Below are 26,244 nucleotides of genomic sequence, written 5' to 3' on the forward strand. Positions count from 1 at the left end.
TCCGGGAAATTACGGCGCGACGGCGCGGAAGGCAAGGACCGCGTTGCTGCCGCCGAAGGCGAAGGAATTGGAGAGGGCGGCGCGCAGCGGCTGGCGGCGGCCGGTGGTGACATGATCGACGCCGGCACAGGCCGGGTCGAGCTTGCCGTCGAGGTGGGCGGTGGGTGGCACGACCTGCTCGCGCAGGGCCAGCACGGTGGCAATCGCCTCAATGGCGCCGGCCGCGCCGAGCAGGTGGCCATGCATGGATTTGGTGGCGCTGACCGGCAGCTGCGCGGCGCGCTCGCCGAAGACCTGTTTCAGCGCCGCGACCTCGACCGGGTCGCCTTCCGCCGTGGCCGTGCCGTGGGCATTGACGTAGTCGATGTCGGCCGGTGTCAGGCCGGCGTCGGCCAGGGTCAGGTGGAGGGCGCGTACCTGGCCGGCGACTTCCGGCTTGACCAGGTGGCTGTGGTCGCAACTCGTGCCGTAGCCGACGATTTCGCCGTGGATCGTGGCGCCCCGGGCGACGGCATGCTCCCAGTCTTCGAGTACCAGCGCCGCGCCACCCTCGCCGAGCACTAGGCCGCGGCGGTCGGCGGCGAAGGGGCGGCAGGCTTGCGGCGAGGTGTCGGCATCGCCGGGGGCCATGACGCGCAGGGCTTCCCAGGCGCGGGCGACGCCATAGGCCTGCGGCACGTCCGAGCCGCCGGTGACCATGATCGTCGCCTCGCCGGAACGGACGCGGCGGAAAGCTTCGCCGATGGCGATGGCCGACGAGGCGCAGGCCACCGTGTGGCTCATGCTGATGCCGCCGAGACCGAGCTGGATCGAGATGTGGGCATTGGCGGCATTGTTCATGCCGAGCACGACGGCGAGCGGCGAGAGGCGCTCGCGGCCCTTCTGCCACAGTTCGCGGTAACCCTTTTCGTAAGCCAGCGTGCCGCCCAGCGCGGTGCCCCAGGCAACGCCCCAGCTGTCGCGCGATTCGCCGTCGGTCTGGCGCGGCAGGCCGGCATCGTCCCAGGCGGCGAAGGCGGCCGCCATGCCAAGCTGGGCAAAGCGGTCCATCATCGAGGCGAGCGGCTTGCCGAGCGCGGTGTCGGCATCGAAGGCGGGACAGCTGACGAAGGGGATGGACAGCGGGCGCGGCTGGTCGTCGGTCAGCAGGTAGCGGATGGCCGATTCGCCGGCGCTCAGGCGAGCGAAGAAGTCGGCCAGGCCGCCGCTACCGTAGGGATTGACCAGCCCGAGGCCGGTGATCGCAACCCGCCGCTGGCTCATGGCTCAACTCTGGGTGGCGGCGATCAGGCCGTCCATCAGGGACACCATGTCGCCGACGGTTTTCGGCGCGGTGGTGTCGTTGGACAGCTTGATGTTGAAACGGTCCTCGAACTCGAACATCAGTTCAAGCATCATCAGGGAATCGACCCCGAGCTCCGCCAGCGCCGCTGCCGGAACAACCCTGTCCGGTTCAACGCCGAGGCGGTCCTTGAGAAATTCGCGAATCAGGCCAATGGAATCCATGGGCGCGAATTTTAGCCGAAAGCCCATGATTTCCAAAGGTTTCTGCCCGATGACAAGGGGTTGGGGAGGAAACCGACGGCCGGCCGGTGTGATTTGCTACCATGGCGCTTCCTTTTTCATTTCCCCGCCACCGACGCCCGATGTCAGCTTCCGAACGACCGCACTGGACCCGGCAGATCGTCGCCCGTCTGCTGTACCTCGTGCCGCTCAAGGCATTCGGCACCATGGCCTTCATGGCCCTGTTCTTCTGGGGGTATTTCGGCGTGCTGCGCTTTCCGCTGGCGCCGGCGACGGTCATGCCGCAGATCGCGGCCGATGCCTGGATTCCCTTCACGCCGCTGGCTTTTCCGGCCTATGTCTCGCTCTGGGCCTATGCCTCGCTGCCCCCCGCCCTGCTCCGCGAATTCCGTACCCTGGCCCTGTTCGGCGTCTGGATCGCCGCCATGTGCCTGTTCTGCCTCGGGCTATTCTGGCTGTTTCCCACCGCGGTGCCGCCGTCCGGCATCGACTGGAGCCTGTATCCGGAAATGGCGGTGATCAAGACCGTCGATACCGGCGGCAACGCCTGCCCGTCGCTGCATGTCGCCGCTGCGGTCTTCACCGCGCTCTGGCTCGACCGCATCTGCCTCGCCATCGGTAGCCCGGCCTGGCTGCGCTGGCTGAATGCCCTGCAATGCCTGGCCATCCTGTGGTCGACCGTCGCCACCCGCCAGCACGTCGTGCTCGATGTCGTCGCCGGCCTGGTCGTCGGCCTGGCCTTCGCCCTGCCGGCCTTGCGTCACGCCACCGGCAGCCTGCGTGCCGAGCGGATTTAGCCGGCGCTTCCCAGCCGGGCCAGCGTGTTCTGGAACTGCGCGGCGTCTTGGAAGCCGACGATGCGCACCGCCGTGTTTTCCCGGCCCTGGGCGTCGAAGAAGATGATGCCCGGTGGGCCGAACAACTTGAAGCGGGCGAGCAGCGCCTTGTCATCGGCCGAATTGGCCGTCACGTCGGCCTGCAACAGCCGGTATCCGGCCAGTTTGGCCTGTACGGCGGGGTCGGCGAAGGTGAATTTCTCCATTTCCTTGCACGACACGCACCAGTCGGCATAGAAATCGAGCATCACCGGCTTGCCGGCGGCGGCGATCTTGGCTTCCAGGTCGGCCACCGAGGTCACGCGCTCGAAAGGCAGATGCTTCGTTTCGGCCGCGATGGCCGTGCCGCGCAGGCCGGCCAGCGGCTGTAGCGGGTCGCGGCTGCCGGCCAGGGCGCCGATGAGCAGCGCGGCGCCGGTGAGCAGCATGACGATGCCGATGCCCTTCCAGAAGCGTTGCCAGCCCTTGGCGTGTGGCGGCAGCGGGTCGAGGGCGTGCAGGTAGATGGCCGGCACGATGAGCAGCAGCGCCCAGGCCAGCATGCTGGCAATCGGCGGTACGACCGGCGACACCAGCCAGACGGCGGTGGCGAGCAGCAGCACGCCGAAGGCCTTCTTGACACCTTCCATCCACGGCCCGGTTTTCGGCAGCAGCGAGCCGCCGGCCACGCCGACGGCGATCAGTGGCGCGCCCATGCCGAGCGCCATGACGAACAGCGCCGTGCCGCCGAGTACCGCATCGCCGGTCTGGCCGATGTAGAGCAGCGCGCCGGCCAGTGGGGCGGCGACGCAGGGGCCGACGATCAGCGCCGACAGCGCGCCCATCAGGAAGACACCGATGCCGCGCCCGCCCTGCAGGTGGCCAGATTCTTCCGATAGCTTGCTCTGCAGGGAGGTCGGCAGCTGCAGCTCGTAGAAACCGAACATCGAGAAGGACAGGATGACGAAAACCAGTGCGAATCCGCCGAGTACCCAGGCATTCTGCAAGGCACTGGAGATCAGCGTGCCGGTCAGGCCGGCGGCGACACCGGCGGCGGCATAAGTGACGGCCATGCCCAGTACGTAGGCCATGGACAGCGCGAAACCGCGGGCATGCGAAGCCTTGTCGCCCTGCCCGGCGATGATGCCGGAGAGGATCGGAATCATCGGGAAGACGCAGGGGGTCAGTGACAGGCCGAGGCCGGCAACGAAGAAGAAAGCGAGAATGGCCCAGAAACCGGCATCCTTCAGGGTCGCCGCAATCATGCCGCTCTCGTCGCCCTCTCCGGCACGGGCCGCCGCGGTGGCGCTCGGTGTGGTCGCCGGGTCGGGCAGCGTGACGCTCAGCGTCTGGGTCTGCGGCGGGTAGCAGACGCCGGCATCGGCACAGCCCTGCGAGGTGACCTTGACGTTCAGCGTCAGCGGCCCGGACGCGTTGCGTTCGACCGGTACCCGGACGACGGCCTGCTTGTAATAGACCTCGACCTTGCCGAAGTTGTCGTCGTTCTTCTCCTTGCCCTTCGGGAGGCTCGGTTCGCCGAGCGTCGCGGTATCGCCCTCGGCGACGAAGCGGAATTTTTCCCGGTACAGGTAGTAGCCCTTGGCGATCTCGTAGCTGACTTCAAGGGTCTGGCCATCGAGGGCGCGCACGCTGGGCTTGAAGGCAACGGCCGGGTCGAGGAATTCCTCGGCGTGGGCCAGGGAAACAAGCAGCGAGAAGAGGAAAAGGAGGATACGCATGGTCATTGGCGTGTTTCGGCGGCCAGCCAGTTCAGGTAGGCCGGCAACCCGGCGGTGATCGGCAGGGCGATGATTTCGGGGACGTCGTAGGGGTGGCTTTCGCGGATGGCGGCTTCGAGGGCCGGGTAGGCCGCGGCGGTGGTCTTGATCAGCAAGGGCACTTCAGCTACCGATTCGACCGCGCCTTGCCAGCGGTAGATGGACTGCACGCGCGGCAGGATGTTCACGCAGGCAGCGAGTTTTGCCTCGACCACGGCCAGCGCGATGCGGTTGGCCGTTTCTTCGTCCGGGCAGTTGGTGATGACGAGGCGGATATCCATAAGCGAATTCTACTTTAGCAGGCGGCGCCGGGTCAGGCGCAGGGCGATGGCGAAGGCTACGGCGGTGGTGGCGAGCAGCGCCATGATGTGGATCAGGGCGTCGGCCGGCACCTGCCCGGCGAGCAGCGGACGGATCAGCGCGACGCCCTGGGCGAGTGGCAGCCACTGGCCGACGGCGGCCAGCCAGCCGGGCAGCTGGTCAGTCGGGAAGAAGACGCCGGAAATCAGCGTCATCGGCGTGATGAACAGCGTGAAGTAATACATGAAGAAATCGTAGCTCGGCGCCAGCGCGTTCCAGATCAGGCCGAGCGCCGCAAAAGCGAGGCCGGTCAGCACGATGGCGGGCAGCGCCCACAGGGCCAGCGGGCCGTTGGTCAGGCCCATGCCGGTGATGACGATGAGGATGGCGGCGCCGGAGAACAGCGACTTGGTCGCCGCCCAGAACAGCTCGCCGGCCACCACGTCGGCCAGGCCGAGCGGCGTGTTGAGGATGGCGTCCCAGGTCTTCTGCACATGCATGCGGGAGAAGGCCGAATAGAGGGCCTCGAAGGTGGCGGCATTCATCGTCGAGGCGCACACCGTGCCGGCGGCGAGGAAGGCGACGTAGGGCTGGCCGTCGATGCTGGGCAGCATGGCACCCAGGCCGTAGCCGAGGCCGAGCATGTAGATCAGCGGATCGGCCAGGTTGCCGAGGATGGAGGGCAGCGCCAGCTTGCGCCAGACCAGGAAATTGCGTTGCCAGACGGGCAGGAAGCCGAGCGGATTCGGGCGATGGGCGGGCAGCGTGGCGGACATCGGGCGATGGCGGATGGGCGGCAGGGAACAGACCGCCATTCTAGGGCCAGCCGGCCCGCCCGGTCGTAATGCTTTGTGACGCCGCCGGGGCGACTCAGGTGGCGGTGGCCGGCAGGCAGGCCTCGGCCAGCGCCGGCAGATCGTCTTCCCGCAGGTCGAGGCAGGCCAGGCAGGCGCTGCCCAGCTTCTGCCATTCGCTGGTCTGGGACTGGGCGGTCCTTTGCTGGATCAGGTATTCGGCCAGCTGGGCGATGGCGATCAGGCGGCGGGCGCGGAGCGATACGTCGTGTTCACCGTCGAGCACCGCCCGGTCGTGATGATGGCGGATGGCGAGGCAGGTGTCCCGCTGCAGCAACCAGTCCTCGGCCAGTTCGGCGCCGACCAGGGCATGGTTGAGCCCGATCGCCTCGTCCTCGACGGCGGTGAACGGCCGGCTGGCTTCCTGATTGGCGCTGGCCAGGATCTCCCGGTATTCCGGGAAGGGAATCATCAGCATCGGAATGCCGCAATCGCGGAACAGCGCGAAGGTGTGGGCGTCCGCCGGGCGTAGGCCGAGATCGCCGCCGATTTCCCGGACCAGCATGGCTGACGTTTCCGCTGTCGCGGCCGAGGCATCCCAGAAGCGTTCCATGTTCGGCACATGCTGGAAAGTCTGTCTCAGGGCGAGGCCGGCGATGGTGTTGACGACCAGTTTGAGGCCAAGGACGAGCAGCGCTTCCTGGACCGTCGGGATCTTCTTGCGGAAGGAGAAGAACGGGGAATTGGCGACCTTGATGATGCCGGCCGACAAGCCGACATCCTGGCTGAGCAGGCGGGCGAGATGGAGGAAATCCGGCTCGTCCTTCGCGGCTTCCTGCTCGATCTGGCTCAGGATGGTTGGTCGCGGCGGAATGCCGATGTCGCGTACGGCGATTTTCATGCGTGCCTCGACGGTTTCGGCCGTCGGCTTATGCGGGGCGCCGGGTGAGTGCGGGCTGGCTTCCATGTTCGATACGGGCAGGTTGGGTGCAGAGGATTATAGGACGTGCGTCAGCGAGGCTGCACTGTAGCCGGGCCGGTTCGGCCGTTCCTTGATTTGTCGCACCCAGGGCCCGGGCGGAAAGGAAAATGCCCCCGCTGTCGGCTATGCGCCGACAGCGGGGGCATTCGTCGATGGCCGGGCTGGCCGGCCCGGGGGGATCAGCAGCCGGAAGTACGCTTGAACGACTTGCTCTTGTTGCCGTTGCTGTCGTATTTGGCGCGGATCTCGTCACCTTCCTGGATGCGCTTGTCCTTGAACTTGTCGAGGGTCTCGTCATCGTTGATGTTGATGGTGACGGAATTGCCGGACTTGACGTCCTTCAGGGTGGCTTCGGCCGACTTGCCGTCGCCGGCGACCTTCAGCTTGGTGATGGTGCCGACCATCTTGATGTCTTCGGCCGAGGCAATCGGCGACATGGTCAGGGCGGCGGAAGCGAGGGCGATGGAAACGAACAGCTGGGTGATTTTACGCATGGGGTTCTCCTGTAGATGATGAAATGATCAGAATCTGACCTCGAAAGTCGCATAGGCGTTATAGGCCTTGGACAGCGGCGTCATCGGCAACACCGTCGAGGCGCTTACGTCGGACAGCCTGATCGGGGCGCCCATCCAGTTGTTGCTGCCGGTGTACTGGAAATCGTAATACTGGAAGCCGAGGCGGAAGAAGGCCTTGGCCAGGCGGGACGAGATCGGCTTCTGGTCGAGTTCCTGGATGGCGTAGATCTCATAAACGTTGCCGCGCGTGCCGACCTTGGAGGTCCAGGCATCCGACGACGCCGGCGAGAAAGTGATCCAGTTCTTCGAGCCGTGGTTGTATTCGACGCCCAGCTTGGTCTTCGACGGCAGGTCGTAGCGCAGGCCAAGATAGACGGCGGTGCCGGTCTTGTCGGTGGCGCCTTCGGCGACGCCGACCTGGCCGGTCAGCAGGCCCATGTTCAAGCCGTTGCGGTTGTCATTCGGATGCGTCTGGCTCAGGCCGAAATCGGCAAACCAGTTGAGTTCGCCCGGACCGACGCGTTTGATGGTGCCGAGCGCACCGACGCCATACCAGTCGATATCGCCCACATTCGTTCGCGGCGACATGCTGGACATGCCGAGGCTGGCAAAGTGCGACGCGTAGAGGCTGGGCGAATCAAAGACGTTCATGCCGCGGTTCCATTGCAGCCAGAAACGCAGCTGGTCGGTATCGATCGGCACGATGGAGACGCCGAGCATGTCGGTATCCTTGAGCGAATTGCCGGTCACCCGGCTGAAACCGCTCTCATAACCCCGGCCATAGCAGATCTTGGCGAAGGCGCCGGGCAACGCGTCGATATCCGGCGCCCAGCCCAGGGTCATGCCGTCGAAGGCGTAGTCGACCAGTAGGGCCGGCGCGCCGCCGGTACCAGGGCGTGGATCGTTCTGGCGCAGGTGGGCCGGGGTGCCGTTGGTGGACGGACGACGACCGACCGAGAACCAGATGCCTTCGTCGGCGATGTTGTTCCACGAGGCATAGACGCGGTCGACATTCAGGTAGTTGCTCGACGGAATGTGGCCGATGGTGCCGTCGAAGACGCCGAGGCGATCGGCGAAGAACGGGCCGGTGGAGGCGCTGTCGTCGTTGTTGCCGAAGGTCTTGTACATCATCAGGCGGGCGGTGACCGAGACGTTTTCCGTTGCCTTGGCATTCAGGTTCAGGCCGAAACGGTTGGTGTACATCGTTTCGTTCTTCGGCTTGTAGCCGGGCATGGCGGTGTAGGTCGGATTGCCGCTGCTGTCCATGCCAAGCTGAGTGTAGGCCTTGGTCTCGCCGCTCAGACTATCCATGCGGAACTGGTAGTCGCCGCTGACGGTGAGCCACTTGTCGAGGGCCTTGTCCTCGTTCTTTTTGACCTTGTCCTTGACTTCGCTGACGGCGGCGACCGCCTGCTTGCTGGCTTCCTGGCTGGCCTGGACCTGCGATTTCAACTGCTCCAGCTGCTGCGTCAGGGCTTCGATCTTTTTCAACAGTTCGGCGTCGGCGGCCTGGGCGCCGAACGGAATGAAGAGGCTGGCGACCAGGCCGGCCAGCCGCGTGCGCGTGATGAATGGGCGCGTCATGGTGACTATTTCCTTGAACAATGCGTTAGCGGCTCTTGGCAGCTTGCGGCTGGTGATGGTCGTCTTCTTCCTCCCAGCCGGTGATCATCGCCTTGATGTGGGCGAAGACGGTGTGGCCGGTGGTGGTCAGGTAGACGTGGATGAAGAAGAAGGCGGTGATCATGTAGGCCCCCAGCACGTGCAGGCTGGCGATCACCTCGAGCGACAGGCTCTTGTCGATGCCGAGGCGGGCCCAGTCACCGTAGAACAGGTAGAACAGCCCGCTGCCCCAGATCAGGGGCGAAATGAAGGCGAGCAGGGCCAGGTAGGCCAGGCGCTGCAGCGGATTGTGCTTCTGGCTGACCGTCTTCTTGAACGGGTGCGGCGCGTTGGTGAAGATGCCGACCGTGTAGTACTTGATCATCGCGCCGACATTCTTCAGCGAGGGCAGGTACTGCCGCCACTCGCCGGTGGTGAATTGCCAGAAGATGGTGAAGGCCCACAGCGTGAGCAGCGTCCAGGCGGCCAGGGTGTGCAGCTGCACGGCCTTCTTGAAGCCGAGCAGCAGGTAGCTGCCATGCACCTCGAAGCCGGTGATCATCATGGTGATGATCAGCAGGGCCTGCGACCAGTGCCAGAAACGCTCATAACGCTTGTAGATGTAGATGCGATTGCTCATGTTCATTTCTCCTTGCGACGGGTCGCGATACGAACCACGCCATGCAACAGGCCACCGCCGATGGCGCCGGCGATCATCAAGCCGCCGAGCAGGTCGAGCCAGCCCTTGGTGTCGCGGCCGGGGATATAGACGCCGGTGATCGACTTCAGGCGGCCGTCGTCGGCACGGGTATGGCATTCCTGGCAGGGAACGGCCTTGTCCTTGGGGGCGACCATGTGGGTGATCGGCCACATGCCGCGTGTCTCGATGAAGTCGTACTTGCCCGAGAAGGTCTTGCCGACCGATGCGGCACCGGCATGCAGCGCCTTCGGCCAGTCGAGGTTGGTCCAGTAGGCGCTGTCGTCGGCACCGGCCAGGTGATTGGTGGTCAGCGTCTTGTTCTCGACGTCGTACGGCTGCTTTCCCTTGAAAACCTTGACCGGCCAGATCATCGACTTGCCGTCATCCGGGCTGCCTTCGAACTTGTTGATGAAGATCGGCTCGTTGGCCTTGTCGATCTTGTCGTCAGCCAGCGTGTACTTCACGGTGCCGTTGAACCACAGGTACTCCGGACGGACGTTCTCGCCATAGACGAAATCCCCCTTGGTGCCGATGTAGGTGGTGTGACCCTCCTCGTTCTTGATGACGAGCGGCTTGCCGTCCTTGTCGCGCTTGCCGGCGGTGGACCAGTCCCAGGACATCTTGGTCGGCACGTCGCCGCGGGCGAAGGCCGGGATGTGGCAGGTCTGGCAGGCCACCTTGGCGGTGTGCGTGTTCAGCTTGGCTTCCTTCTTGTGCGGTGCCTGGCCGTGGCAGGACTGGCAGGTGCTCGGGTTGTCGTGGCCATGCTTGCCGCGTATCTCCGGGCTGCCCTTGTCCATCGCCGTCGGCGCGTAGCGGCTGCCCGGCACCTGGTGGCCGTCCGTCTTGTGGCAAGTGGCACAGGTGAAGTTGCCCCCGTCGGCCGACATGTGGACGTCGAGATCCTTGTCCGGGTTGTCGAGCGTGCTGTCGAGATCGCCGTGCTTGACGCCGTCGCCGCCGCCGCCGTTGTAGTGGCAGCCGCCGCAGTTCTGACGGCGGGTCTTGCCGATCTTCTGGGCGATTTCGGCCAGGTTGATGCCCTTGACGATCTTGCCGGAGCCCGGCGGGAATTCGGTGTCCTTGGCAACCGGGCTGCCGAAGAAGCCGGAAGGCTTCTTGTACTTGCCGGTCTGGTCATGGCAGACCAGGCAATCGACGTTCGTTTCCGAGGTCAGGTCGAAATGCTGGTTCTCGGTGCCGTAGCCGATGTGGCAGGTGGCGCAGAAGCCGTAATTCGATGCGGTCGACGTGCAGAAATTGTTGATGACGTGCTTCTTGCCGAGCAACTGGTTGGTTTCCGGGTTACGGTATTCCCAGGTCCAGTGCTTGGTCATGTGCACCTGCTTGGCTGCCTCGGTGTGGCAGGACAGGCAGACCTTGGTCACTTCCGGACCGGAGTTGAAGGTCTGTTGCAATTCCTTGAACTTGCTGTGGTCAGCGGTGGACTTCAGCAGTTTCGGACTCGGTTTCGGATTTTCCGGCGCATTGTTGGCCTGGGCTGGCGCAATCAGTGCCAGAGCGGCAATGGTCGCCAGCGTGTACTTGATGAAATTCATATCTCTCCCCCTTCCGGACCGTCGTCCGGCACCCCTTGTGTCGACAAAAGACACAATCCTGACGCTATATTAGCGACCGGTAATTTACTGATGTTGATCGAGATCAATATCAGTAAACTCTTACGGACTAGTCCTTTGGTGATAGGGGAGGCGCTTTCCCCCGGCCTGCGGTCAATCCCGCAATTCGCGGCCGGTCAGCTTGATGAAGACGTCTTCAAGGTTGGAGGCACGATGCACGTAGCGCAGCCCGTCGGCCTCGGCCAGTCTGGCGAGCAGCGGCTGCGGCGCACGGCAATAGAAGAAGGCGGTTTCGCCGCTGGTTTCGACGCGCTCGGCCAGGCTGCGGTGGGCGTCGACGAAAGGAGCGAGCTGGCCGCGCAGTTCGTCGAAGACCTCGATCACCTGCGGCTCGATGTGTTCGGCGATCAGGCCGCGCGGGCTGCCCTCGGCGATCTTGCGGCCGTGGTCGATGACGATCAGCGTGTCGCACAGGCGCTCCGCCTCGTCCATGAAATGCGTGGTCAGGATCAGTGTCTTGCCGGCCGCCTTGAGCTGCTTCAGGCGATCCCAGATCAGGTGGCGGGCCTGAGGGTCGAGGCCGGTGGTCGGTTCGTCGAGAAAGACGATGTCCGGGTCGTTGACCAACGCCCGGGCCAGGGTCAGGCGCCGTTTCATGCCGCCGGAGAGCGTCGCGATGCGGGCGTCTGCCTTGCTGCCGAGGCCGGCGAAATCGAGCAATTGCGGGATGCGGCCCTTGATGTCGGCATCCCGCAGGCCGAAATAGCGGCCGAAGACGAGCAGGTTTTCGGCGCAGGTGAAGTCCGGGTCGAGGTTGTCGAACTGCGGCACGACGCCGACCCGCGCCCTCGCCTGTTGCCCATCGGCCGGAATGGCAAAACCGTTCAGCGTGATGCGGCCACTGTCCGGCGCCGTCAGGCCGAGGCAGAGGCGCAAGGTCGTCGTCTTGCCGGCACCGTTCGGACCGAGCAGCCCGAAGCAGGTGCCCGGTTCAACGGCGAACGACAGACCGGCGACCACGGCCTGGTCGCCATAGGTCTTGCGCAGGTCGCGGACGTCTAGTGCCGCCATGCCCGGCTGATGATGTCGCGGATGACGTGCAGGCGACGGTGGAAGAAATGGTCGGCACCCGGCACGACGACGACCGGCAGGTCGAGCGGCAGGGCCCAGTCGAAGACGTTGTCGAGCGGCACCGTCTCGTCCTTGGAACCGTGGATGACGATGGTGTCGTGCGGCACGGCTTCGGTGTCGTATTGGCGCGTGCCCTCGACGAAGCCGGCGGCGGTACCGACCAGCACCAGGCGCTGCGCCGGATGGCCGGCCTCGGCCAGGCGCTTGGCGACGCGCGTCTGGCAATAGGCGCCGAAGGAGAAGCCGGCCAGGGCGACCGGGATGTTGCCGCAGCGGCACTTCGCATCCTCGATCACGGCCAGCAGGTCGTCGGTCTCGCCCCGCCCTTCGTCATGCACGCCTTCGCTGCCGCCCACGCCGCGGAAATTCGGGCGGAAGGCGGCATAGCCGAGGTTGGTGAAGGTCTTGGCCAGCGTGTAGGCCACCTTGTTGGTGTTGGCGCCGCCGCCCAGCGGGTGCGGATGGGCGATCAGCGCGATGCCCTTCGGCGCATCCGGCCGCTCCATGATGACCTCGATCTTGCCGACCGGGCCATCGACCAGAATCTTCTCTTCGACGACGCGCATGGTTCAGATCTTCAGACGCTCGACGACTTTGCCGCCGATCAGGTGCTGGTCGATGATTTCATCGACATCGTCCTTGTCGATGAAGGAATACCAGGTCTCCTCCGGGTAGACGACCATCACCGGACCGTTGTCGCAGCGACCGAGGCAGCCGGCCTTGTTGATGCGGACGGCACCCGGGCCGTTCAATTTCAGGGCGCCGATGCGGTCCTTGGCATAGGCAAACATGTCGCCGCCGCCGAGGTTGTTGCAGCACTGCTCGCCAGCCTCGCGCTGGTTGGTGCAGACGAAGACGTGGTGTTTGAAGTAGCTCATGCGGATTCTCCTTTCAGGAGCGTGATTATAGGCGCGGCAAGTGACTGGCGCAGAAAGCAAAAGCGCGCCGGGTGGCGCGCTTTGTGTCGGGCTGGGCTTGCGTTTACAGCGTCAAACCGGAAATCGCCTGCAGGCCTTGTTCGATGTTGGCCTTGGCGGCGCGTTCGACGGCCAGCCGCAAGCGGGTGACGGCGGCCGCTGCATCGCTGAAGCTCGCCGTGCTGGTCGACTGAATGCTCTTCTTCAAGACGATGCTCTTGTCGGACTGCTTGACGAGTACCCAGGTCGCCTCCATGTCGACCGTAAAGGTCAGTCCGAAAATCGGCTTGTCGAGCCGGACGATGCTGACCGCCAGGTCGTAGTCGCCATCCTTGCCCTGGACGACCGATTGGAAGAGTCTGCTTTGGATGATCGATTCCTCGATGGCGGCTTTCAGGTCGGCGTCGGCAATATTGCTGCTGTCCATCGCCGTCGTCTCGGCGCCGCCGGCAGTCCGGACAGAGACGCTACGTTCATGCTTCTTCAGTGTTTGCAGGTTGGCAGCAACCATCGCGTCCTTGTTGGCCGACGAGGCGCAACCGGCAAGACCGATCACGAGCAGTGCCGAGCAGGTCAGGGTGATGCTCTGACGGAATTTCATTTTTTCCCCTCGTTGAAAATATTGCCCATGACTTCCTCGACCATTTCCGGTGCCGATTTGCGGGTCAGCGAGCCATGCAGGGAGTTGCCGGAGGCCATCGGGAACTCCGTTTTGGCATCGCGAATGGTGATCGTCAGTTCCAGCAGGTACATGGTGATGTCCCACATCCAGCGGTCAACGTAGGTCACCACGGCATCCACCGTGCTGACTTTCTCGGTGCTTTCGCTGACGGTGTAGCCGCGGCGGCGCAGGTCGTCGGCGATCAGCGTGCTGATGCCGGCTGTTTCGTTCGGTATCTTGACGACGTGCATGGTCTTGAGCGACTTCAGGTCGGCAGACGGATCGACCCGGGCGCTTGCCCGGTTGGCGCAACCGACCAGGCTGAGTGCCATGATGGCCGTGATGATCAAAGTGATAAAACGCTGCATTTCCCCTCCAGATGGGCGTTTCAGAGTACGGGATGGTGGCATTGTCATACCGTCCGCGTCAATTCCCGGGCATCAATCGGTTGCCTCTGGCGTCTCGCGATGCGCCTGTTCCATTCCCGCGTTCGCTTGTAAAGTAGGAAGCAGCAGTCATTGATTTCCAATGAAAGGAGTACGCAATGCGCAAGATCCTGTTGCCGGTTGATGGTTCGCCGCATGCCTTCGAGGCTGCCTGTTTCGTGATCGGCCTGCAGCGCCGGATTGCCGAGCTTGAGGCGCATGTCGTGGCGATCGAACCGAAGCCGATGGATTGGCAGACGCATGGCATGGAGCCCGAAGCCATCCACAGCCATCTGTCGACGCGGGCGATGCTGGCCATGAAGCCCGTCCTGCATGCCCTGAGCGAGGCGGGCGTGACGCATCACGCGCATGTCCGACTGGGCGATGCGGCGGAAAGCATCGTCGAACTGTGCGACGCACTGGGCTGCGACACCATCGTGATGGGAACGCGCGGCCTGGGTCGCGTCGCCTCGTTGACGCTGGGCTCGGTCGCCAACAAGGTGCTGCACCTGGCCAAGGTGCCGGTGGTTTGCGTCAAGGCACCGGCGGCCTGAGGTTCACGCGATAAAACCGACCGTCAAGGCGCGAAGACGGAAAGACCCCACCAAGGGAAGCTGCGGTTTTTCCCCTGATTTTTTTGCGGTGGATTGGACCATTTCACAAGCCTTCAGCCGGCTGGGCGGCGGGAGATGGTCAGCCATTTCTCCAGTCCGATGAGCAGCGAGCTGAACAGCGCGAAGGCGCCGATCTCGGCCCAGGCCTGCAGGCCGATCGGTGCCGTGCCGAAAGCGGCGTTCATCGCCGGCAGGTAGGTCATCGCCAGTTGCAGGACGAGCATGGCGCCCAGTCCGCCCCACACCCATAGATTGCTGAACAGACCCTGCTGCCAGAAGCCGCGACTCAGCGAGCGGCAGTTGAACAGGTAGGCCGCCTCGACCATAACGAAAAGATTGACGGCGACGGTGCGCGCCTCGGCCAGCGTGTGGCCCTGCTGCAGTTCGCGCAGGAAGAGGCCGAAGGCACCGGCCAGCAGCAGGCAGGAAACCAGCACGATGCGGCGGATCAGGGCGCCATCGAGCACTGGTTGGTCGAGCCGGCGGGGCGGGCGGCGCATGATGCGCTGCTCGATCGGCTCGAAGGCGAGCGGCAGGCCGAGCAGCACGGCAGTGGTCATGTTGATCCAGAGGATCTGCAGCGGCGTGATCGGCAGCGTCGCGCCGGCCAGGATGGCGGCGACGATGACCAGGCCCTCGCCGAAATTGGTCGGCAGCGTCCAGGTGATGAACTTGACCAGGTTGTCCCAGACGCCCCGGCCCTCCTCGACCGCCGCCTCGATGCTGGCGAAATTGTCATCGGTGAGCACCATGGCGGCCGCTTCCTTGGCCACCTCGGTGCCGCCCAGTCCCATCGCGACCCCAATGTCGGCCTGCTTGAGGGCCGGCGCATCATTGACGCCGTCGCCGGTCATCGCCACCACCTCGCCCTTGCCCTGCAGGGCGCGCACCAGGCGCAGTTTCTGTTCCGGTTCGACCCGGGCGAAGACATCGACGGCCAGCGCGGCTTCGGCCAGCGCCGCGTCGTCAAGCCCGGCCAGGTCGCGGCCGGTCAGCACCCGTTCGGCGGCGAGGCCGATCTGCCCGGCGATGGCCTGGGCGGTGATGGCGTGGTCGCCGGTGATCATCTTGACCCGGATGCCGGCCGAGTGGCAGTTGCGGATGGCGGCGATGGCTGCGCGGCGCGGCGGATCGATCATGCCGACCAGGCCGATCAGCGTCAGGTCGGCCCGTACCGCGTCGGCGAGCGAGGCATCGGCGGCGATGTGGCGCCGGGCGAGGAGCAGTACGCGCATGCCCTGTCCGGCATAGGCGCGGGCGGCCTGTTCGACGGCGTTGCCATCGAGCGGCACCGTATCGCCATTCGTCGCCAGTTGGGCGACGCACAGGGGCAACAGGCGTTCGAGGGCACCCTTGATGTAAAGCATGTTGCCGCCGTCGGCGCCATGGGCGGTCGCCATGTACTGCCGGCAGGCGTCGAAGGGCAGCACGTCGTGCCGCGGGAACAGGGCGGCCAGCGTACGCTCGTCCAGCCCGCCCTTGCGTGCCGCCACCAGCAGCGCCGCCTCGGTCGGGTCGCCGGTGATCTGCCAGCGGCCGCGTTCGTGGCGCAGCGAGGCGTCGTTGCACAGGGCGCCGGCGATCAGGCATTCGCGCACCGCGCCGGCGATTGTCGCCGGCATTTCGTCGTGCCGGATGGCGCCGTCGGGCGTGTAGCCCTGGCCCTCCACCGCATAGCCTTCGCCGCCGCACCACAGGACGCGCACCGTCATGGCGTTCTCGGTCAGCGTGCCGGTCTTGTCGGAGCAGATCACCGTCGTGCTGCCCAGCGTCTCGACCGCCGGCAGGTGGCGGATGATGGCGCGGCGTCGCGCCATGCGGGCGACGCCGATGGCCAGCGTGACGGTGACGGCGGCCGGCAGGCCTTCCGGAATGGCGCCGACGGCGAGCGCGACGGCGGCCATGAACATGTCGAAGGCCGACTCGCCGCGGGCCAGCCCGACGGCGAAGGTCAGCCCGGCCAGCCCGCCGATCGCCCAGAGCAGCCAGTTGGAGAAGCGCGCCATCTTGCGGGTGAGCGGTGTCGCCAGATCGGGGGCGGCAGCGATCAGGCCGGCGATGCGGCCGGTTTCGGTAGCGTCGCCGGTGGCGACGACCAGGCCGCTACCCTGCCCGGCAACCACCGTCGTACCGGCCCAGGCCATGTTGCTGCGGTCGGCGAGCAGCGTATCGGCCGCCAGGGCAGCGGCCTGCTTGCTGACCGGCTGTGATTCCCCGGTCAACGGTGATTCGTCGGTCTGCAACTCGTTCTGGTGCATCAGGCGCAGGTCGGCCGGAACACGGTCACCGGCGGCGAGCAGCACGATGTCGCCGGGCACCAGCTGGCTGGCGTCGAGTTGCCGGCGATGCCCGCTCCGGCGCACGGTGACCGGCGTGGCGACGCTGCGTGCCAGGGCGGCCAGCGCCCCTTCCGCCTTGGCTTCCTGCCAGTAGCCGATCAGCGCATTGACCAGTACGACGCCGAAGATCACCCCGGCATCGACGCCCTCGCCCAGCCCGGCCGTCACCGCGCCGGCCGCGATGAGGACGAGGACCAGCGGCTGCGCCAGTTGTGCCGCGAAGCGCCGCCAGGCCGGCTTGCCCGGCCGCTCGGTCAGCCGGTTCGGGCCATGCTGGCGCAGGCGTTCGGCGGCTTCGCCATCGTCGAGGCCCGCAGCGTGGTCGACCCCCAGCCGGCGGCTGGCGTTGTCTGCCGTGTCGGCATGCCAGGCTAGCGGCGGCGCGCTGTCAGCATCAGGAAGGGCAGGGTCAGGAAGGGCCATAGCGTGGCGATCAGGCGGGTCAGGCCGTTGAAATTGAGGAAATGCCCCTGCCGCCAGGCGGCCAGCGCGGCGGCGGAATACGGGTTGGGCGGCGCCAGGTTGACCAGCACGGTACCCGCCATCAGGGCCAGCGCGGCGATCATCAGGCGCGGCGTGGCGGGCAGTGCCATGGCCAGGGCGAGGATGACGGTGCCGACCGTCAGCCCGAGCTGCGAGCCGGGCGTCAGCCAGGCCAGCGCATCGGCCGGGCTGACCAGGATGGCGGCCGACAGCGTGGCGATGATCAGGCAGAGCAGCAGGAAAAGCGGCACCACGGCATAGGCGACGAGCAGCCGGGCGCAGAGCTGGCGCAGGATGAGGCCAACAGCCAGCGTGTTGAAGGCGGTGATGCTCGCCTCGATCAGCACGAAGCTCTCGGCGACGAAGGGCACGGCGCCGGTCAACCCCGTCATCTGGCGCAGATCGCCGGCCCCGAACAACAGCGTTTCCGGCGACAGGGGCACGAGTAGCCACAGGCCGAGCAGGGTCAGGCCCAGTTCGGCATGTGGAATCGGTGCGATCAGCCGTTGTTCGAGGGCAAGGATGCGGGCGAAGAGGCGCGGTCCGAGCGCCTTCCCGGCCAGCGCGCCGAGCAGCCCGCCGAGCGTGTTGCAGACCAGGTCGAGGTTGGACGGTACGCGTGAGGGCAGCCAGGTCTGCACCGTTTCCAGCCCGAAGCTGAGGCCGCCGGCGCACAGCGTGGCCAGCGCCGCCGCCGTCAAACGTCCCGGCAGTCGGCTGAGGGCCAGGGTCAGGAAAAAGCCGAGCGGCAGATAGACCGCGACGTTGGCCGCGAGGTCGAATGCCGTCCAGTAGCGCGGCCAGCCGCCCTCGAGGAAGGCGATCGGCGAGACCCCGGTGTCCCGCCAGCCGGTGAAGGGGTGCAGGCTGCCGTAAACCACCAGCCCGCACCAGGCGAGGGCCAGATAGCTGGCGAAGCGGATGGGACCGATACCGTGATGAGGCATGGCCCGATTGTACCCGGAGCAGACTGCTCCGCTGCCGCCCGGCACCCCGCCCGGCCGATACCTACGGCCGGTCTTGCCGAGCCTGTTCCGCCCCTTTGCTGGTGCTGGAAACCCTTTCTCTGGAAGCCTTCGGGTGGCTAGTCGGATGTCGATTCCAGCACGCTGGCGTCGACCAACCAGGGTAGCGCCCAGAGCGGGGCGAGTGTGCGTGCGGCGGACGACTCGGGCAAACAGGCCTGCCAGCAAAGCAGGAGCAGCTCGGACGATTGTTCCAGTGTCGTGCGGGTGACCTCGAGCGTCAGGAGGGTTTGCCGCTCGGTCATCGCCAGGCAGGCTTCTGTCCAGTCGGCGGCGGCGCGCAGGGTGTGGTGCTGGCTGTCGGTCATGGTTTCAAGCAACATGTTCATGGTCTCCTCCCGTCATGAATGGGCTGGTCGTACCCGCCTTCAGCGGGGGCTGCGGTTGACGCTGGCGATTTTCAGGCAGCGTACCGAGCCGTCGGGGAAATTCCAGGCGATCTCCTGGCCGACGCGCAATCCGAGCAGGGCGCTGCCGACCGGCGTCAGCACCGAAATCCGGCCGCGTGCCGGGTCGGCTTCATCCGGGTAGACCAGTTCGATTTCCCGCTGCGTTCCCGTCACCTCGTCGATGTAGGTGCAGCGGGTGTGCATGGTCACCACATCATCCGGCACCAGTTCCTGAGGAACGACAATCGCCCGGTCGATTTCGTCGGCGAGCTCGTCGCTCAGCGGCCACTGACGCAGGCGCAGCAGGTCGGCGGAGCTGACGACAGGGGGCTCGTGATCGGTCGTCTCGCCGGGAAAACCCTGGCGAGAATGAATATTCTGATTCATCATGGGGATGAATGCTAATGCCCGACCAGGCTTCACGGTAGCCCCTGGCCGGGCATCAGAATGTATCCATTTTGGCAACAATGCTTGCTGCGGAGCCGGGAGGAGGGGCAGTGGCGGATTTGAATCTGATGGCGATTTTCGCCCGTGTCGTTGAAGCCGGCAGCTTTGCCGAAGCAGCGCGGCGGATGGGGACTTCCCGTTCGGCGGTCAGCAAGGCCGTGGCCAAGCTGGAAAGGGCGCTCGGCGCCCATTTGCTGAACCGGACGACACGTTATCTCAGCCTGACCGAAATCGGTGCCTCGGTGGCCGAGCACTGCACCCGCATGCTGGAGGAAGCGAGCGAGGCGGAGAAGCTGGTGGGCAGTCTGAGCAGTGAAGTGCGCGGCACGCTCCGCGTCAGCGCCTCGGTTGCCTTCGGGACGCTGCATGTCGCGCCGGCCCTCGCCCGCTTCCTGCCGCTTCATCCCGAACTCACGATCGATCTGAGCATCACCGACCGCTGGGTCAATCTGGCCGAGGAGGGGTTCGATCTGGCCATCCACGTTACCGGTGATCCGCAGCTGAATCTGGTGGCCCGCCCGCTGGCGCCGGTTCGCCGCAAGCTGTGCGCGACGCCCGAGTATTTCCGGCGGCACGGCATTCCGCAAAGTCCGGCCGATCTGGTCCGGCACAACTGCCTGGACTACACCCGCTCCGGCGAACCGGGCCGCTGGCGCTTTACCGGCCCGCAGGGCGAGATTGTCGTGCCGGTTAATGGCACGCTCCATGTCGATGACGACGAGGCCTTGTCGCAGGCGGTTCTGGGCGGACTCGGGGTGGGCCTGCTACCAACCTTCATCATTGGCCGGGCGTTGCAGGACGGCAATCTGCAGGCCGTGCTGTCGGAATATATCCCGGTCGAGCGGCATGTGTATGCCCTCTACCTGCCGACGCGCCATCTGCCGAGCAAGGTCCGGGTGTTCATCGATTTCCTAGTTGCCCACATCGGTAGCGAGCCGTATTGGGACCGCTGACTGGCTAGTGGGGTGGATGCTCGGCGGTGTGGTGGGTTTCCGCCGCTGCCCGGTGGTGCAGCGCCTCGTGGATGTCCTCGCCCGGCAGGCGGTGGCCGACCCACTGCGGCACTAGCGAGCCAAGCACCATGCCGGCCATGCTGACCAGCAGGCCGATCAGTTGCGGCGGTACCGGGCTGGCTTCGCCGACCAGCACCTCGATCAGCACCCAGCTGCCGACACCGCCGAAAATGGCGGCCAGCGCGCCCTGCGTCGTTGCCCGTTTCCAGAAGGCGCCGAAGAAAAGTGGTACGAAGGCGCCCGCCAGCGTGACCTTGTAGGCATTCTCGACCATCTTGAAGATGCTGGCGTTGGAATTGAGCGCGAAGGCGAGCACGGCGCCGGCGAAGCAGATGATGGTGATGCGCATCAGGCGCAGGAACTCGTGGTCGCCCATCTGCGGCAAGAAGCCGCGCAGGATGTTCTCGGCGAAGGCCACTGACGGCGCGAGCAGTGTCGCCGACGAGCAGGACATGATGGCCGACAGCACGGCACCGAAGAAAATGGCCTGGGCGAAGACCGGCGTCTGTTCGAGGACCAGTGTCGGTAGCACGAGCTGCGAGTCGCTGGCCATCAGCGCGGTGTACTGCGCGGGATTGATCAGCGTCGCCGAGTAGGCGATGAACATCGGCACGAAGGTGAAGCAGAAATAGATGCTGCCGCCGAGAATCGAGCCCCAGAGTGCGATCTTCGCCGTGCGCGCCGAGGTGATGCGCTGGAAGACGTCCTGCTGCGGGATGGAGCCGAGCATCATGGTCAGCCCGGCACCGATGAAGGCGATCCACTTCCACGGGTCGGGCTCGGGGAAGAAATCGAGCTTGCCGGCGGCGGAGGCATGCGCGATGACCGGCATGACGCCGCCGGTCTGGCCGGAAATCAGCCAGGCGATGAATAGCATGCCACCCATGATGACGCCCATCTGGACGAAATCGAGAATGGCCACCGAGAGCATGCCGCCCAGCGTGGTGTACGTGAGGACGATGGCGGCGCCGAGGATCATGCCTGCCGTCTGGCTGATCGCGCCGTCGGTGACGACATTGAACAGCAGGCCGAGCGCCTTGATCTGGGCCGAGACCCAGCCGAGGTAGGCAATCACGATGCACAGCGTGGTGAGGATTTCGACGGTGCGGTTGTAGCGCAGGCGAAAATAGTCGCCCAGGGTCAGCACGTTGAGCTTGTACAGCTTCCGCGAGAAGAAGATGCCGGCGATGATCAGGCACAGCGAGGCGCCGAACGGATCGGCGACGACGCCATGCAGGCCTTCCTTCACGAAGGTGGCGGAGACGCCGAAGATGGCCTCGGCACCGAACCAGGTGGCAAAGACGGTGGCGGTGACGACCGGCAGCGGCAGGTGGCGGCCGGCAATGGCGAAGTCCTTGGCGCTATGGACGCGGGTGGCGGCGACGAGGCCGATGCCGATGGAAACGAGCAGGTAGAGGACGACGAACCAGATCAGCATGATCGCGCTAAGGGACTGAAATTGCGCGGATTATAAGGTTATTGCGCCTTTTTTCAGCGTCAGAACGGTGGCTCGCTGTGAAAATCCATGCGCTCGCCGGTTTCCGGGTGTTTGAAGCCGAGATCCATGGCATGCAGCAGCAGGCGGTCGGCCATTTTCTCGGCCGGGCCGCCATACAGGTCGTCGCCGAGGATGGGATGCTGCAGGGACATCATGTGCACCCGCAACTGGTGGGAGCGACCGGTGACCGGTTCCAGCGCGACGCGCGTCGTCTGCTTCCCGGTGTCGCGGCCGAGGACGCGGAAGCGCGTCTGCGACGGCCGGCCGAGGTCGAAATCGACTTTCTGCTTCGGCCGGTTTGGCCAGTCCACGATCAGCGGCAGGTCAACGCCGCCCTCGTCGTAGGGCAGCAGGCCGTACAACACTGCGACGTAGAGCTTGTCCACCTGGCGGTCCTGGAACATCTTCGACAGCCGGCGGTGCATCTCCGGGCCGCGCGCGAACACCAGGATGCCGGAGGTCGACATGTCCAGGCGATGCACGGTCAGCGCATCCGGGTATTCCTGCTGGACGCGGCTGAGCAGGCAGTCGGCCTTGTGTTCGCCGCGCCCGGGTACGGAGAGCAGGCCGCAGGGCTTCTCGGCAATGATCAGCCAGTCGTCGGCAAAAACGACCGGCGAGGCACCGGGCGGGGGGGGCAGATAGACGGTCATCGGGTCAGCGGAATGCGACAGCGCGCATCCTTGAAAGGCGTCGGTTCCTGGATCCAGCCCTCGCCGAGCGGTGTCTGGTTGCACACCCGCGTGCCATCGAGCTGGCTGACCCACCAGTACCAGGGCGCCGGCTCGCCGCTGGCGGCAGCGCTGGCGAGCAGCAGGACGAGTAGGGATAACTGTCTGATCAGCATGAAGATTTCGCTTGCCAAAAAAAGGTGGGTCAATGTACTGTATTTATACACAGTATGTTCGACCGGGCTGTGGCGCGAAATATACCGCGTTTGCGCCGGCCCGGTTGCAGCCGTTCCAGCAATTTCTATTCCATCCTTGGCCCCTGTGCCATAATCCGCTCAAATTTTCGAGGTCACACTCATGGACGACAACAAGGCAAAGGCGCTCGCTGCAGCGCTGCAACAGATCGAAAAGCAATTTGGCAAGGGCTCCATCATGAAGATGGGCGATGCCGAAATCGACGAAGGCATCCAGGTCGTGTCGACCGGCTCGCTCGGTCTGGACATCGCCCTCGGCGTCGGCGGCCTGCCGCGTGGCCGTGTCGTCGAAATCTACGGCCCGGAATCGTCCGGCAAGACCACGCTCTGCCTGCAGGTCGTCGCTGAAATGCAGAAACTGGGTGGCACGGCCGCCTTCATCGACGCCGAACACGCGCTCGATCCGCAATATGCCCAGAAGCTCGGCGTCAATGTCGGCGAGCTGCTCATTTCGCAGCCGGATACCGGCGAACAGGCCCTCGAAATCGCCGACATGCTGGTCCGTTCCGGCTCGGTGGACATCATCATCGTCGACTCGGTCGCCGCGCTGACCCCGCGTGCCGAAATCGAAGGCGAGATGGGCGACCAGATGGTCGGCCTGCACGCCCGCCTGATGTCGCAGGCCCTACGCAAGCTGACGGCCAACATCAAGAAAACCAACACGCTGGTCATTTTCATCAACCAGATCCGCATGAAGATCGGCGTCATGTTCGGCTCGCCGGAAACCACCACCGGCGGCAACGCGCTCAAGTTCTACGCCTCCGTCCGCCTCGACATCCGCCGCATCGGCTCGATCAAGAAGGGCGACGAGGTGATCGGCAGCGAAACCAAGGTCAAGGTCGTCAAGAACAAGGTCTCGCCTCCCTTCCGCGAAGCCATCTTCGACATCCTGTACGGCGAAGGCATTTCCCGCGAGGGCGAGATCATCGAGATGGGCGTTGCTCACAAGCTGGTCGACAAGTCCGGTGCGTGGTACGCCTACAAGGGCGAGAAGATCGGCCAGGGTAAGGACAACGCTCGCGAATTCCTCAAGTCCCATCCGGAAATCGCCCAGGAGGTCGAGGCCGGCATCCGCGAGGCGGCGAGTACTACCGTCATCAAGCCGAGCAAGGCCAAGGCGGATGCCTGATTCTCATGCCTGACCTGCGCGTGCGAGCCCTGCAACTGCTGACCCGGCGCGACTACAGCCGGGCCGAATTGAAAGGCAAGCTCGCACCGCATGCCGAATCCGAGGAAGAACTCGACGCCGTGCTCGATACCCTGCAAAGCGAACGCCTGCTTTCCGATGCCCGCTACGCCGCCCAGCGCGTCGTGGCGCGCGCCGGGCGTTATGGCAACGCCCGCCTGAAGCAGGAGTTGCGACAAAAGGGCGTGGCTGACGAGGAAATTGCGGCTGCCCTGCCGGAAGGCGGCGACGAGGCCGAACGCTGCCGCAGCGTCTGGCAGCGCAAGTTCGGCGAACTGCCGCAGTCGCCTGAAGCACGTGCCAAACAGCAGCGTTTCCTGCAATATCGCGGTTTTTCCAGTGAAGCCATCCGCCGCGTCTTGCGCGGTGTCGAGCAATGACCCACAGCGCTGCCAAACTGACCGCCCATAACCTCAAGAAGCGCTACAAGGCGCGGACTGTGGTCGAGGACGTTTCCTTCGAGGTCAAGTCGGGCGAGGTCGTCGGCCTGCTCGGTCCGAACGGCGCCGGCAAGACCACCTGCTTCTACATGATCGTCGGCCTTGTCGCGGCCGATGGCGGCGAGGTCTACATCGACGACAACCGCCTGACCCACGCGCCGATGCACAGCCGGGCCCGCCTCGGCCTGTCCTATCTGCCGCAGGAAGCCTCGGTCTTCCGCAAACTCAATGTCGAGGAAAACATCCGGGCCGTCCTCGAATTGCAAAAACTGCCCGCCGCAGAACTGAACGACCGCCTGGAAGGCCTCCTCAAGGAGCTGCATGTCGACCACGTGCGTCACGTCAATGCGGCCGCCCTCTCCGGCGGCGAGCGCCGCCGGGTCGAGATCGCCCGTGCCCTGGCGACCAATCCGCGCTTCATCCTGCTCGACGAGCCGTTTGCCGGGGTGGACCCGATCGCCGTGCTGGAAATCCAGAAAATCATCCGCTTCCTGAAGGAGCGCGGCATCGGCGTGCTGATCACCGATCACAACGTACGCGAAACGCTGGGTATCTGCGACCACGCCTACATCATCAACGCCGGCCATGTCTTGGCGGCTGGACGGCCGGCCGAAATCGTGGAGAATGAAAGCGTGCGCAAGGTCTATCTCGGCGAGCACTTCAAGCTCTGACCGACTAGCACACGAGTCCACCGATGAAGCCGGCACTCCAACTCAAACTTTCCCAGCATCTGGCGCTGACGCCGCAATTGCAGCAGTCGATCAAGCTGTTGCAGTTGTCGACGATCGAGATGCAGCAGGAAATCGAGCGTTACCTGCTCGAAAACCCGATGCTGGAGCGCGACGACGAGACGCCGGAGTCCTTCGCCGGTGCGCAGCAGTTCGACTCGCCGCGCAACGAGGAAACACGCAGCGAAGGCAGCGAGGAACGCGAGCCGCGTGAAGAACGCGACAGCGAGCCGCCGGCCTCGCCCTCCGAAGTCGATGACGACCGCTGGACCTCCGATGCTGGCACCTTCTCCGGCGCCGGCCGCGACGAGGACGATGACAGCGACGCGCAGGACATCCATGCTGCCAATGTCAGCCTGCGCGAACATCTCGGCTGGCAACTGGGGATGACCCAGCTGAATGAGCGCGACCGCAGCCTGGTCCGCTTCCTGATCGAGGCGCTCGACGACGATGGCTACCTGTCGGCGCCCTTGCAGGAGTTGTGGGAAACCCTGCCGCCGGAATACGAAATCGAGCTGGAAGAACTCGAAATCGCCCTGCGCTACATCCAGAACTTCGACCCGACCGGCATTGGGGCGCGCAACCTGCAGGAGTGCCTCAGCCTGCAACTCCGCGCCCTGCCCGACGAGCACGACCGCAACGTTGCGCTGCTCATCGTCGAGAAACACCTGGAACTGTTGGCTGCCCGCGATTTTGCCAAGCTGCGCCGCGTCACCGGCTATGACGACGAAGACATCAAGGCCGCCCAGGTGCTGATCACCAGCCTCAACCCGCGCCCGGCCGCCGGCTATGCCCAAGTTGAAGCCCGCTACATCACACCTGACGTGATCGTGAAGAAGCTGAAGGGCAAGTGGACGGCCTACATCAATCCAGATGCTTATCCCCGCCTGCGCATCAACCGCCTGTATGCCGAGATTCTCGCCAAGCAGCGGCGTGGCAACGGCAACCTGACCACCCAGTTGCAGGAAGCCCGCTGGCTGATCAAGAACGTCCAGCAGCGTTTCGACACCATCCATCGTGTCACGCAGGCCATCGTTGACCGCCAGCGCCAGTTCTTCGAGCACGGTGAAGTCGCCATGCGGCCGCTCGTCCTGCGCGAGATCGCCGACATCCTCGGCCTGCACGAATCGACCGTGTCGCGCGTCACCAGCCAGAAATACATGGCGACGCCACGCGGCATCTTTGAACTGAAATACTTCTTCGGCAGCCATGTCGCCACCGATACCGGTGGTGCCTGTTCTGCTACGGCCATCCGCGCCCTGATCAAGCAGCTGATCGGGGCCGAGGATGGCAAGAAGCCCTTGTCGGATAGCCAATTATCCGAAATACTAGGCCAGCAGGGAATCGTGGTTGCCCGACGCACGGTAGCCAAATACCGCGAGTCGCTCAACATCCCGCCGGTCAATTTACGCAAGACCCTGTAGAGAGAGGAGAAA

29 protein-coding genes are annotated in these 26,244 nt (G+C 65.0%); 7 read left to right on the plus strand and 22 right to left on the minus strand.

The window, feature by feature from the left end:
* Positions 1-9: 9 nt before the first annotated feature.
* Complete coding sequence (locus tag K420_RS0104665; protein ID WP_027457030.1) at positions 10-1,263, minus strand: beta-ketoacyl-[acyl-carrier-protein] synthase family protein; 1,254 nt, start codon at positions 1,261-1,263, stop codon at positions 10-12.
* Positions 1,264-1,266: 3 nt separating this feature from the next.
* Positions 1,267-1,506, minus strand: a complete 240-nt coding sequence (locus K420_RS0104670; RefSeq protein WP_027457031.1) for an acyl carrier protein — start codon at positions 1,504-1,506, stop codon at positions 1,267-1,269.
* A 140-nt stretch (positions 1,507-1,646) separates the two neighbouring features.
* Between K420_RS0104670 and K420_RS0104675 the strand changes: the two genes are divergently transcribed.
* Positions 1,647-2,321 (plus strand): phosphatase PAP2 family protein, encoded by a 675-nt coding sequence (locus tag K420_RS0104675; RefSeq protein WP_035854527.1) that lies wholly within the window; start codon positions 1,647-1,649, stop codon positions 2,319-2,321.
* Here K420_RS0104675 and K420_RS0104680 read toward each other — a convergent pair.
* From K420_RS0104680 to K420_RS0104740, 13 genes are all read right to left on the minus strand, one after another.
* Positions 2,318-4,084 (minus strand): protein-disulfide reductase DsbD, encoded by a 1,767-nt coding sequence (locus K420_RS0104680; protein ID WP_027457033.1) that lies wholly within the window; start codon positions 4,082-4,084, stop codon positions 2,318-2,320. The two genes, K420_RS0104675 and K420_RS0104680, sit on opposite strands and share 4 nt — an antisense overlap.
* Positions 4,081-4,398 (minus strand): divalent-cation tolerance protein CutA, encoded by a 318-nt coding sequence (cutA, locus tag K420_RS0104685; RefSeq protein ID WP_027457034.1) that lies wholly within the window; start codon positions 4,396-4,398, stop codon positions 4,081-4,083. Before cutA ends, K420_RS0104680 begins: the two co-directional genes overlap by 4 nt.
* Before the next feature lie 9 nt (positions 4,399-4,407).
* The gene (locus tag K420_RS0104690) at positions 4,408-5,232 is read right to left on the minus strand and encodes an ABC transporter permease (RefSeq protein WP_332308162.1); all 825 of its coding nucleotides are present in this window, start codon (positions 5,230-5,232) and stop codon (positions 4,408-4,410) included.
* A gap of 55 nt (positions 5,233-5,287) precedes the next feature.
* Positions 5,288-6,112 (minus strand): HDOD domain-containing protein, encoded by an 825-nt coding sequence (locus tag K420_RS18170; RefSeq protein ID WP_198293795.1) that lies wholly within the window; start codon positions 6,110-6,112, stop codon positions 5,288-5,290.
* A gap of 260 nt (positions 6,113-6,372) precedes the next feature.
* Complete coding sequence (locus tag K420_RS0104700) at positions 6,373-6,687, minus strand: hypothetical protein (RefSeq protein WP_027457036.1); 315 nt, start codon at positions 6,685-6,687, stop codon at positions 6,373-6,375.
* A 27-nt stretch (positions 6,688-6,714) separates the two neighbouring features.
* Positions 6,715-8,292, minus strand: a complete 1,578-nt coding sequence (locus K420_RS0104705) for a DUF3373 domain-containing protein (protein WP_035854530.1) — start codon at positions 8,290-8,292, stop codon at positions 6,715-6,717.
* A 25-nt stretch (positions 8,293-8,317) separates the two neighbouring features.
* Complete coding sequence (locus tag K420_RS0104710; protein WP_027457038.1) at positions 8,318-8,950, minus strand: cytochrome b/b6 domain-containing protein; 633 nt, start codon at positions 8,948-8,950, stop codon at positions 8,318-8,320.
* A 2-nt stretch (positions 8,951-8,952) separates the two neighbouring features.
* Positions 8,953-10,569 carry a tetrathionate reductase family octaheme c-type cytochrome gene (locus K420_RS0104715; RefSeq protein ID WP_027457039.1) on the minus strand — a complete coding sequence of 539 codons (1,617 nt, stop codon included), beginning with the start codon at positions 10,567-10,569 and terminating at the stop codon, positions 8,953-8,955.
* A gap of 171 nt (positions 10,570-10,740) precedes the next feature.
* Positions 10,741-11,658 (minus strand): ATP-binding cassette domain-containing protein, encoded by a 918-nt coding sequence (locus tag K420_RS0104720; protein WP_027457040.1) that lies wholly within the window; start codon positions 11,656-11,658, stop codon positions 10,741-10,743.
* Positions 11,646-12,284 (minus strand): alpha/beta hydrolase, encoded by a 639-nt coding sequence (locus K420_RS0104725; protein WP_027457041.1) that lies wholly within the window; start codon positions 12,282-12,284, stop codon positions 11,646-11,648. Before K420_RS0104725 ends, K420_RS0104720 begins: the two co-directional genes overlap by 13 nt.
* Before the next feature lie 3 nt (positions 12,285-12,287).
* The gene (locus tag K420_RS0104730) at positions 12,288-12,596 is read right to left on the minus strand and encodes a (2Fe-2S) ferredoxin domain-containing protein (RefSeq protein WP_027457042.1); all 309 of its coding nucleotides are present in this window, start codon (positions 12,594-12,596) and stop codon (positions 12,288-12,290) included.
* A 103-nt stretch (positions 12,597-12,699) separates the two neighbouring features.
* Positions 12,700-13,236: a hypothetical protein gene (locus K420_RS0104735; RefSeq protein ID WP_027457043.1), complete on the minus strand. Its 537-nt coding sequence runs from the start codon at positions 13,234-13,236 to the stop codon at positions 12,700-12,702.
* Positions 13,233-13,664 (minus strand): hypothetical protein, encoded by a 432-nt coding sequence (locus K420_RS0104740; RefSeq protein ID WP_027457044.1) that lies wholly within the window; start codon positions 13,662-13,664, stop codon positions 13,233-13,235. Before K420_RS0104740 ends, K420_RS0104735 begins: the two co-directional genes overlap by 4 nt.
* A gap of 176 nt (positions 13,665-13,840) precedes the next feature.
* Between K420_RS0104740 and K420_RS0104745 the strand changes: the two genes are divergently transcribed.
* Positions 13,841-14,275, plus strand: a complete 435-nt coding sequence (locus tag K420_RS0104745; protein WP_027457045.1) for a universal stress protein — start codon at positions 13,841-13,843, stop codon at positions 14,273-14,275.
* Positions 14,276-14,388: 113 nt separating this feature from the next.
* Here the strand turns inward: K420_RS0104745 and K420_RS18175 are convergent, their stop codons facing one another.
* From K420_RS18175 to rnk, 4 genes are all read right to left on the minus strand, one after another.
* Complete coding sequence (locus K420_RS18175) at positions 14,389-17,097, minus strand: HAD-IC family P-type ATPase (protein WP_035854531.1); 2,709 nt, start codon at positions 17,095-17,097, stop codon at positions 14,389-14,391.
* Complete coding sequence (locus tag K420_RS0104755; RefSeq protein ID WP_027457046.1) at positions 17,046-18,104, minus strand: VanZ family protein; 1,059 nt, start codon at positions 18,102-18,104, stop codon at positions 17,046-17,048. The genes K420_RS18175 and K420_RS0104755 overlap by 52 nt, the downstream gene beginning before the upstream one ends.
* A gap of 137 nt (positions 18,105-18,241) precedes the next feature.
* Positions 18,242-18,511 carry a hypothetical protein gene (locus tag K420_RS0104760; protein WP_027457047.1) on the minus strand — a complete coding sequence of 90 codons (270 nt, stop codon included), beginning with the start codon at positions 18,509-18,511 and terminating at the stop codon, positions 18,242-18,244.
* A gap of 39 nt (positions 18,512-18,550) precedes the next feature.
* Positions 18,551-18,961: a nucleoside diphosphate kinase regulator gene (gene rnk / locus K420_RS0104765; protein WP_198293796.1), complete on the minus strand. Its 411-nt coding sequence runs from the start codon at positions 18,959-18,961 to the stop codon at positions 18,551-18,553.
* Positions 18,962-19,068: 107 nt separating this feature from the next.
* On the opposite strand from rnk, the gene K420_RS0104770 reads away from it, so the two are divergent.
* Complete coding sequence (locus K420_RS0104770; protein WP_027457049.1) at positions 19,069-19,971, plus strand: LysR family transcriptional regulator; 903 nt, start codon at positions 19,069-19,071, stop codon at positions 19,969-19,971.
* 4 nt (positions 19,972-19,975) lie between these two features.
* Here the strand turns inward: K420_RS0104770 and K420_RS0104775 are convergent, their stop codons facing one another.
* From K420_RS0104775 to K420_RS0104785, 3 genes are read right to left on the minus strand one after another with little or no spacing between them, the layout of a single operon-like run.
* Positions 19,976-21,469 carry a sodium:solute symporter family protein gene (locus K420_RS0104775; RefSeq protein ID WP_027457050.1) on the minus strand — a complete coding sequence of 498 codons (1,494 nt, stop codon included), beginning with the start codon at positions 21,467-21,469 and terminating at the stop codon, positions 19,976-19,978.
* A 59-nt stretch (positions 21,470-21,528) separates the two neighbouring features.
* A complete protein-coding gene (locus tag K420_RS0104780; protein ID WP_051452956.1) occupies positions 21,529-22,182 on the minus strand; it encodes an RluA family pseudouridine synthase in 654 nt (217 codons plus the stop codon).
* Positions 22,179-22,376, minus strand: coding sequence for a hypothetical protein (locus K420_RS0104785; RefSeq protein ID WP_027457052.1), 198 nt, complete (start codon positions 22,374-22,376; stop codon positions 22,179-22,181). The genes K420_RS0104780 and K420_RS0104785 overlap by 4 nt, the downstream gene beginning before the upstream one ends.
* A gap of 181 nt (positions 22,377-22,557) precedes the next feature.
* Here K420_RS0104785 and recA point away from each other — a divergent pair, with 181 nt between their 5' ends.
* Genes recA through K420_RS0104805 form a run of 4 tightly spaced genes read left to right on the plus strand, consistent with a single transcriptional unit; the run spans position 22,558 to position 26,232 of the window.
* On the plus strand, positions 22,558-23,583 hold the full coding sequence (recA, locus tag K420_RS0104790) for a recombinase RecA (protein ID WP_027457053.1): 1,026 nt from the start codon (positions 22,558-22,560) through the stop codon (positions 23,581-23,583).
* 5 nt (positions 23,584-23,588) lie between these two features.
* On the plus strand, positions 23,589-24,020 hold the full coding sequence (gene recX, locus K420_RS0104795; protein ID WP_027457054.1) for a recombination regulator RecX: 432 nt from the start codon (positions 23,589-23,591) through the stop codon (positions 24,018-24,020).
* Positions 24,017-24,751, plus strand: a complete 735-nt coding sequence (gene lptB / locus K420_RS0104800) for an LPS export ABC transporter ATP-binding protein (RefSeq protein WP_035854532.1) — start codon at positions 24,017-24,019, stop codon at positions 24,749-24,751. Before recX ends, lptB begins: the two co-directional genes overlap by 4 nt.
* A 23-nt stretch (positions 24,752-24,774) precedes the next feature.
* The gene (locus K420_RS0104805; RefSeq protein WP_027457056.1) at positions 24,775-26,232 is read left to right on the plus strand and encodes an RNA polymerase factor sigma-54; all 1,458 of its coding nucleotides are present in this window, start codon (positions 24,775-24,777) and stop codon (positions 26,230-26,232) included.
* The last annotated feature ends 12 nt before the right edge of the window (positions 26,233-26,244 follow it).

It is taken from the genome of Dechloromonas agitata is5 (assembly GCF_000519045.1).
Lineage (GTDB): Bacteria > Pseudomonadota > Gammaproteobacteria > Burkholderiales > Rhodocyclaceae > Azonexus > Azonexus agitatus.

Excerpts from the sequence above, each read along its gene's own strand:
- K420_RS0104665 (WP_027457030.1), bottom strand. The coding sequence starts at position 1,263 with ATGAGCCAGCGGCGGGTTGCGATCACCGGCCTCGGGCTGGTCAATCCC.
- K420_RS0104670 (WP_027457031.1), bottom strand. The coding sequence starts at position 1,506 with ATGGATTCCATTGGCCTGATTCGCGAATTTCTCAAGGACCGCCTCGGC.
- K420_RS0104675 (WP_035854527.1), top strand. The coding sequence starts at position 1,647 with ATGTCAGCTTCCGAACGACCGCACTGGACCCGGCAGATCGTCGCCCGT.
- K420_RS0104680 (WP_027457033.1), bottom strand. The coding sequence starts at position 4,084 with ATGACCATGCGTATCCTCCTTTTCCTCTTCTCGCTGCTTGTTTCCCTG.
- cutA (WP_027457034.1), bottom strand. The coding sequence starts at position 4,398 with ATGGATATCCGCCTCGTCATCACCAACTGCCCGGACGAAGAAACGGCC.
- K420_RS0104690 (WP_332308162.1), bottom strand. The coding sequence starts at position 5,232 with ATGGCGGTCTGTTCCCTGCCGCCCATCCGCCATCGCCCGATGTCCGCC.
- K420_RS18170 (WP_198293795.1), bottom strand. The coding sequence starts at position 6,112 with ATGAAAATCGCCGTACGCGACATCGGCATTCCGCCGCGACCAACCATC.
- K420_RS0104700 (WP_027457036.1), bottom strand. The coding sequence starts at position 6,687 with ATGCGTAAAATCACCCAGCTGTTCGTTTCCATCGCCCTCGCTTCCGCC.
- K420_RS0104705 (WP_035854530.1), bottom strand. The coding sequence starts at position 8,292 with ATGACGCGCCCATTCATCACGCGCACGCGGCTGGCCGGCCTGGTCGCC.
- K420_RS0104710 (WP_027457038.1), bottom strand. The coding sequence starts at position 8,950 with ATGAGCAATCGCATCTACATCTACAAGCGTTATGAGCGTTTCTGGCAC.
- K420_RS0104715 (WP_027457039.1), bottom strand. The coding sequence starts at position 10,569 with ATGAATTTCATCAAGTACACGCTGGCGACCATTGCCGCTCTGGCACTG.
- K420_RS0104720 (WP_027457040.1), bottom strand. The coding sequence starts at position 11,658 with ATGGCGGCACTAGACGTCCGCGACCTGCGCAAGACCTATGGCGACCAG.
- K420_RS0104725 (WP_027457041.1), bottom strand. The coding sequence starts at position 12,284 with ATGCGCGTCGTCGAAGAGAAGATTCTGGTCGATGGCCCGGTCGGCAAG.
- K420_RS0104730 (WP_027457042.1), bottom strand. The coding sequence starts at position 12,596 with ATGAGCTACTTCAAACACCACGTCTTCGTCTGCACCAACCAGCGCGAG.
- K420_RS0104735 (WP_027457043.1), bottom strand. The coding sequence starts at position 13,236 with ATGAAATTCCGTCAGAGCATCACCCTGACCTGCTCGGCACTGCTCGTG.
- K420_RS0104740 (WP_027457044.1), bottom strand. The coding sequence starts at position 13,664 with ATGCAGCGTTTTATCACTTTGATCATCACGGCCATCATGGCACTCAGC.
- K420_RS0104745 (WP_027457045.1), top strand. The coding sequence starts at position 13,841 with ATGCGCAAGATCCTGTTGCCGGTTGATGGTTCGCCGCATGCCTTCGAG.
- K420_RS18175 (WP_035854531.1), bottom strand. The coding sequence starts at position 17,097 with ATGGCCCTTCCTGACCCTGCCCTTCCTGATGCTGACAGCGCGCCGCCG.
- K420_RS0104755 (WP_027457046.1), bottom strand. The coding sequence starts at position 18,104 with ATGCCTCATCACGGTATCGGTCCCATCCGCTTCGCCAGCTATCTGGCC.
- K420_RS0104760 (WP_027457047.1), bottom strand. The coding sequence starts at position 18,511 with ATGAACATGTTGCTTGAAACCATGACCGACAGCCAGCACCACACCCTG.
- rnk (WP_198293796.1), bottom strand. The coding sequence starts at position 18,961 with ATGATGAATCAGAATATTCATTCTCGCCAGGGTTTTCCCGGCGAGACG.
- K420_RS0104775 (WP_027457050.1), bottom strand. The coding sequence starts at position 21,469 with ATGCTGATCTGGTTCGTCGTCCTCTACCTGCTCGTTTCCATCGGCATC.
- K420_RS0104780 (WP_051452956.1), bottom strand. The coding sequence starts at position 22,182 with ATGACCGTCTATCTGCCCCCCCCGCCCGGTGCCTCGCCGGTCGTTTTT.
- K420_RS0104785 (WP_027457052.1), bottom strand. The coding sequence starts at position 22,376 with ATGCTGATCAGACAGTTATCCCTACTCGTCCTGCTGCTCGCCAGCGCT.
- recA (WP_027457053.1), top strand. The coding sequence starts at position 22,558 with ATGGACGACAACAAGGCAAAGGCGCTCGCTGCAGCGCTGCAACAGATC.
- recX (WP_027457054.1), top strand. The coding sequence starts at position 23,589 with ATGCCTGACCTGCGCGTGCGAGCCCTGCAACTGCTGACCCGGCGCGAC.
- lptB (WP_035854532.1), top strand. The coding sequence starts at position 24,017 with ATGACCCACAGCGCTGCCAAACTGACCGCCCATAACCTCAAGAAGCGC.
- K420_RS0104805 (WP_027457056.1), top strand. The coding sequence starts at position 24,775 with ATGAAGCCGGCACTCCAACTCAAACTTTCCCAGCATCTGGCGCTGACG.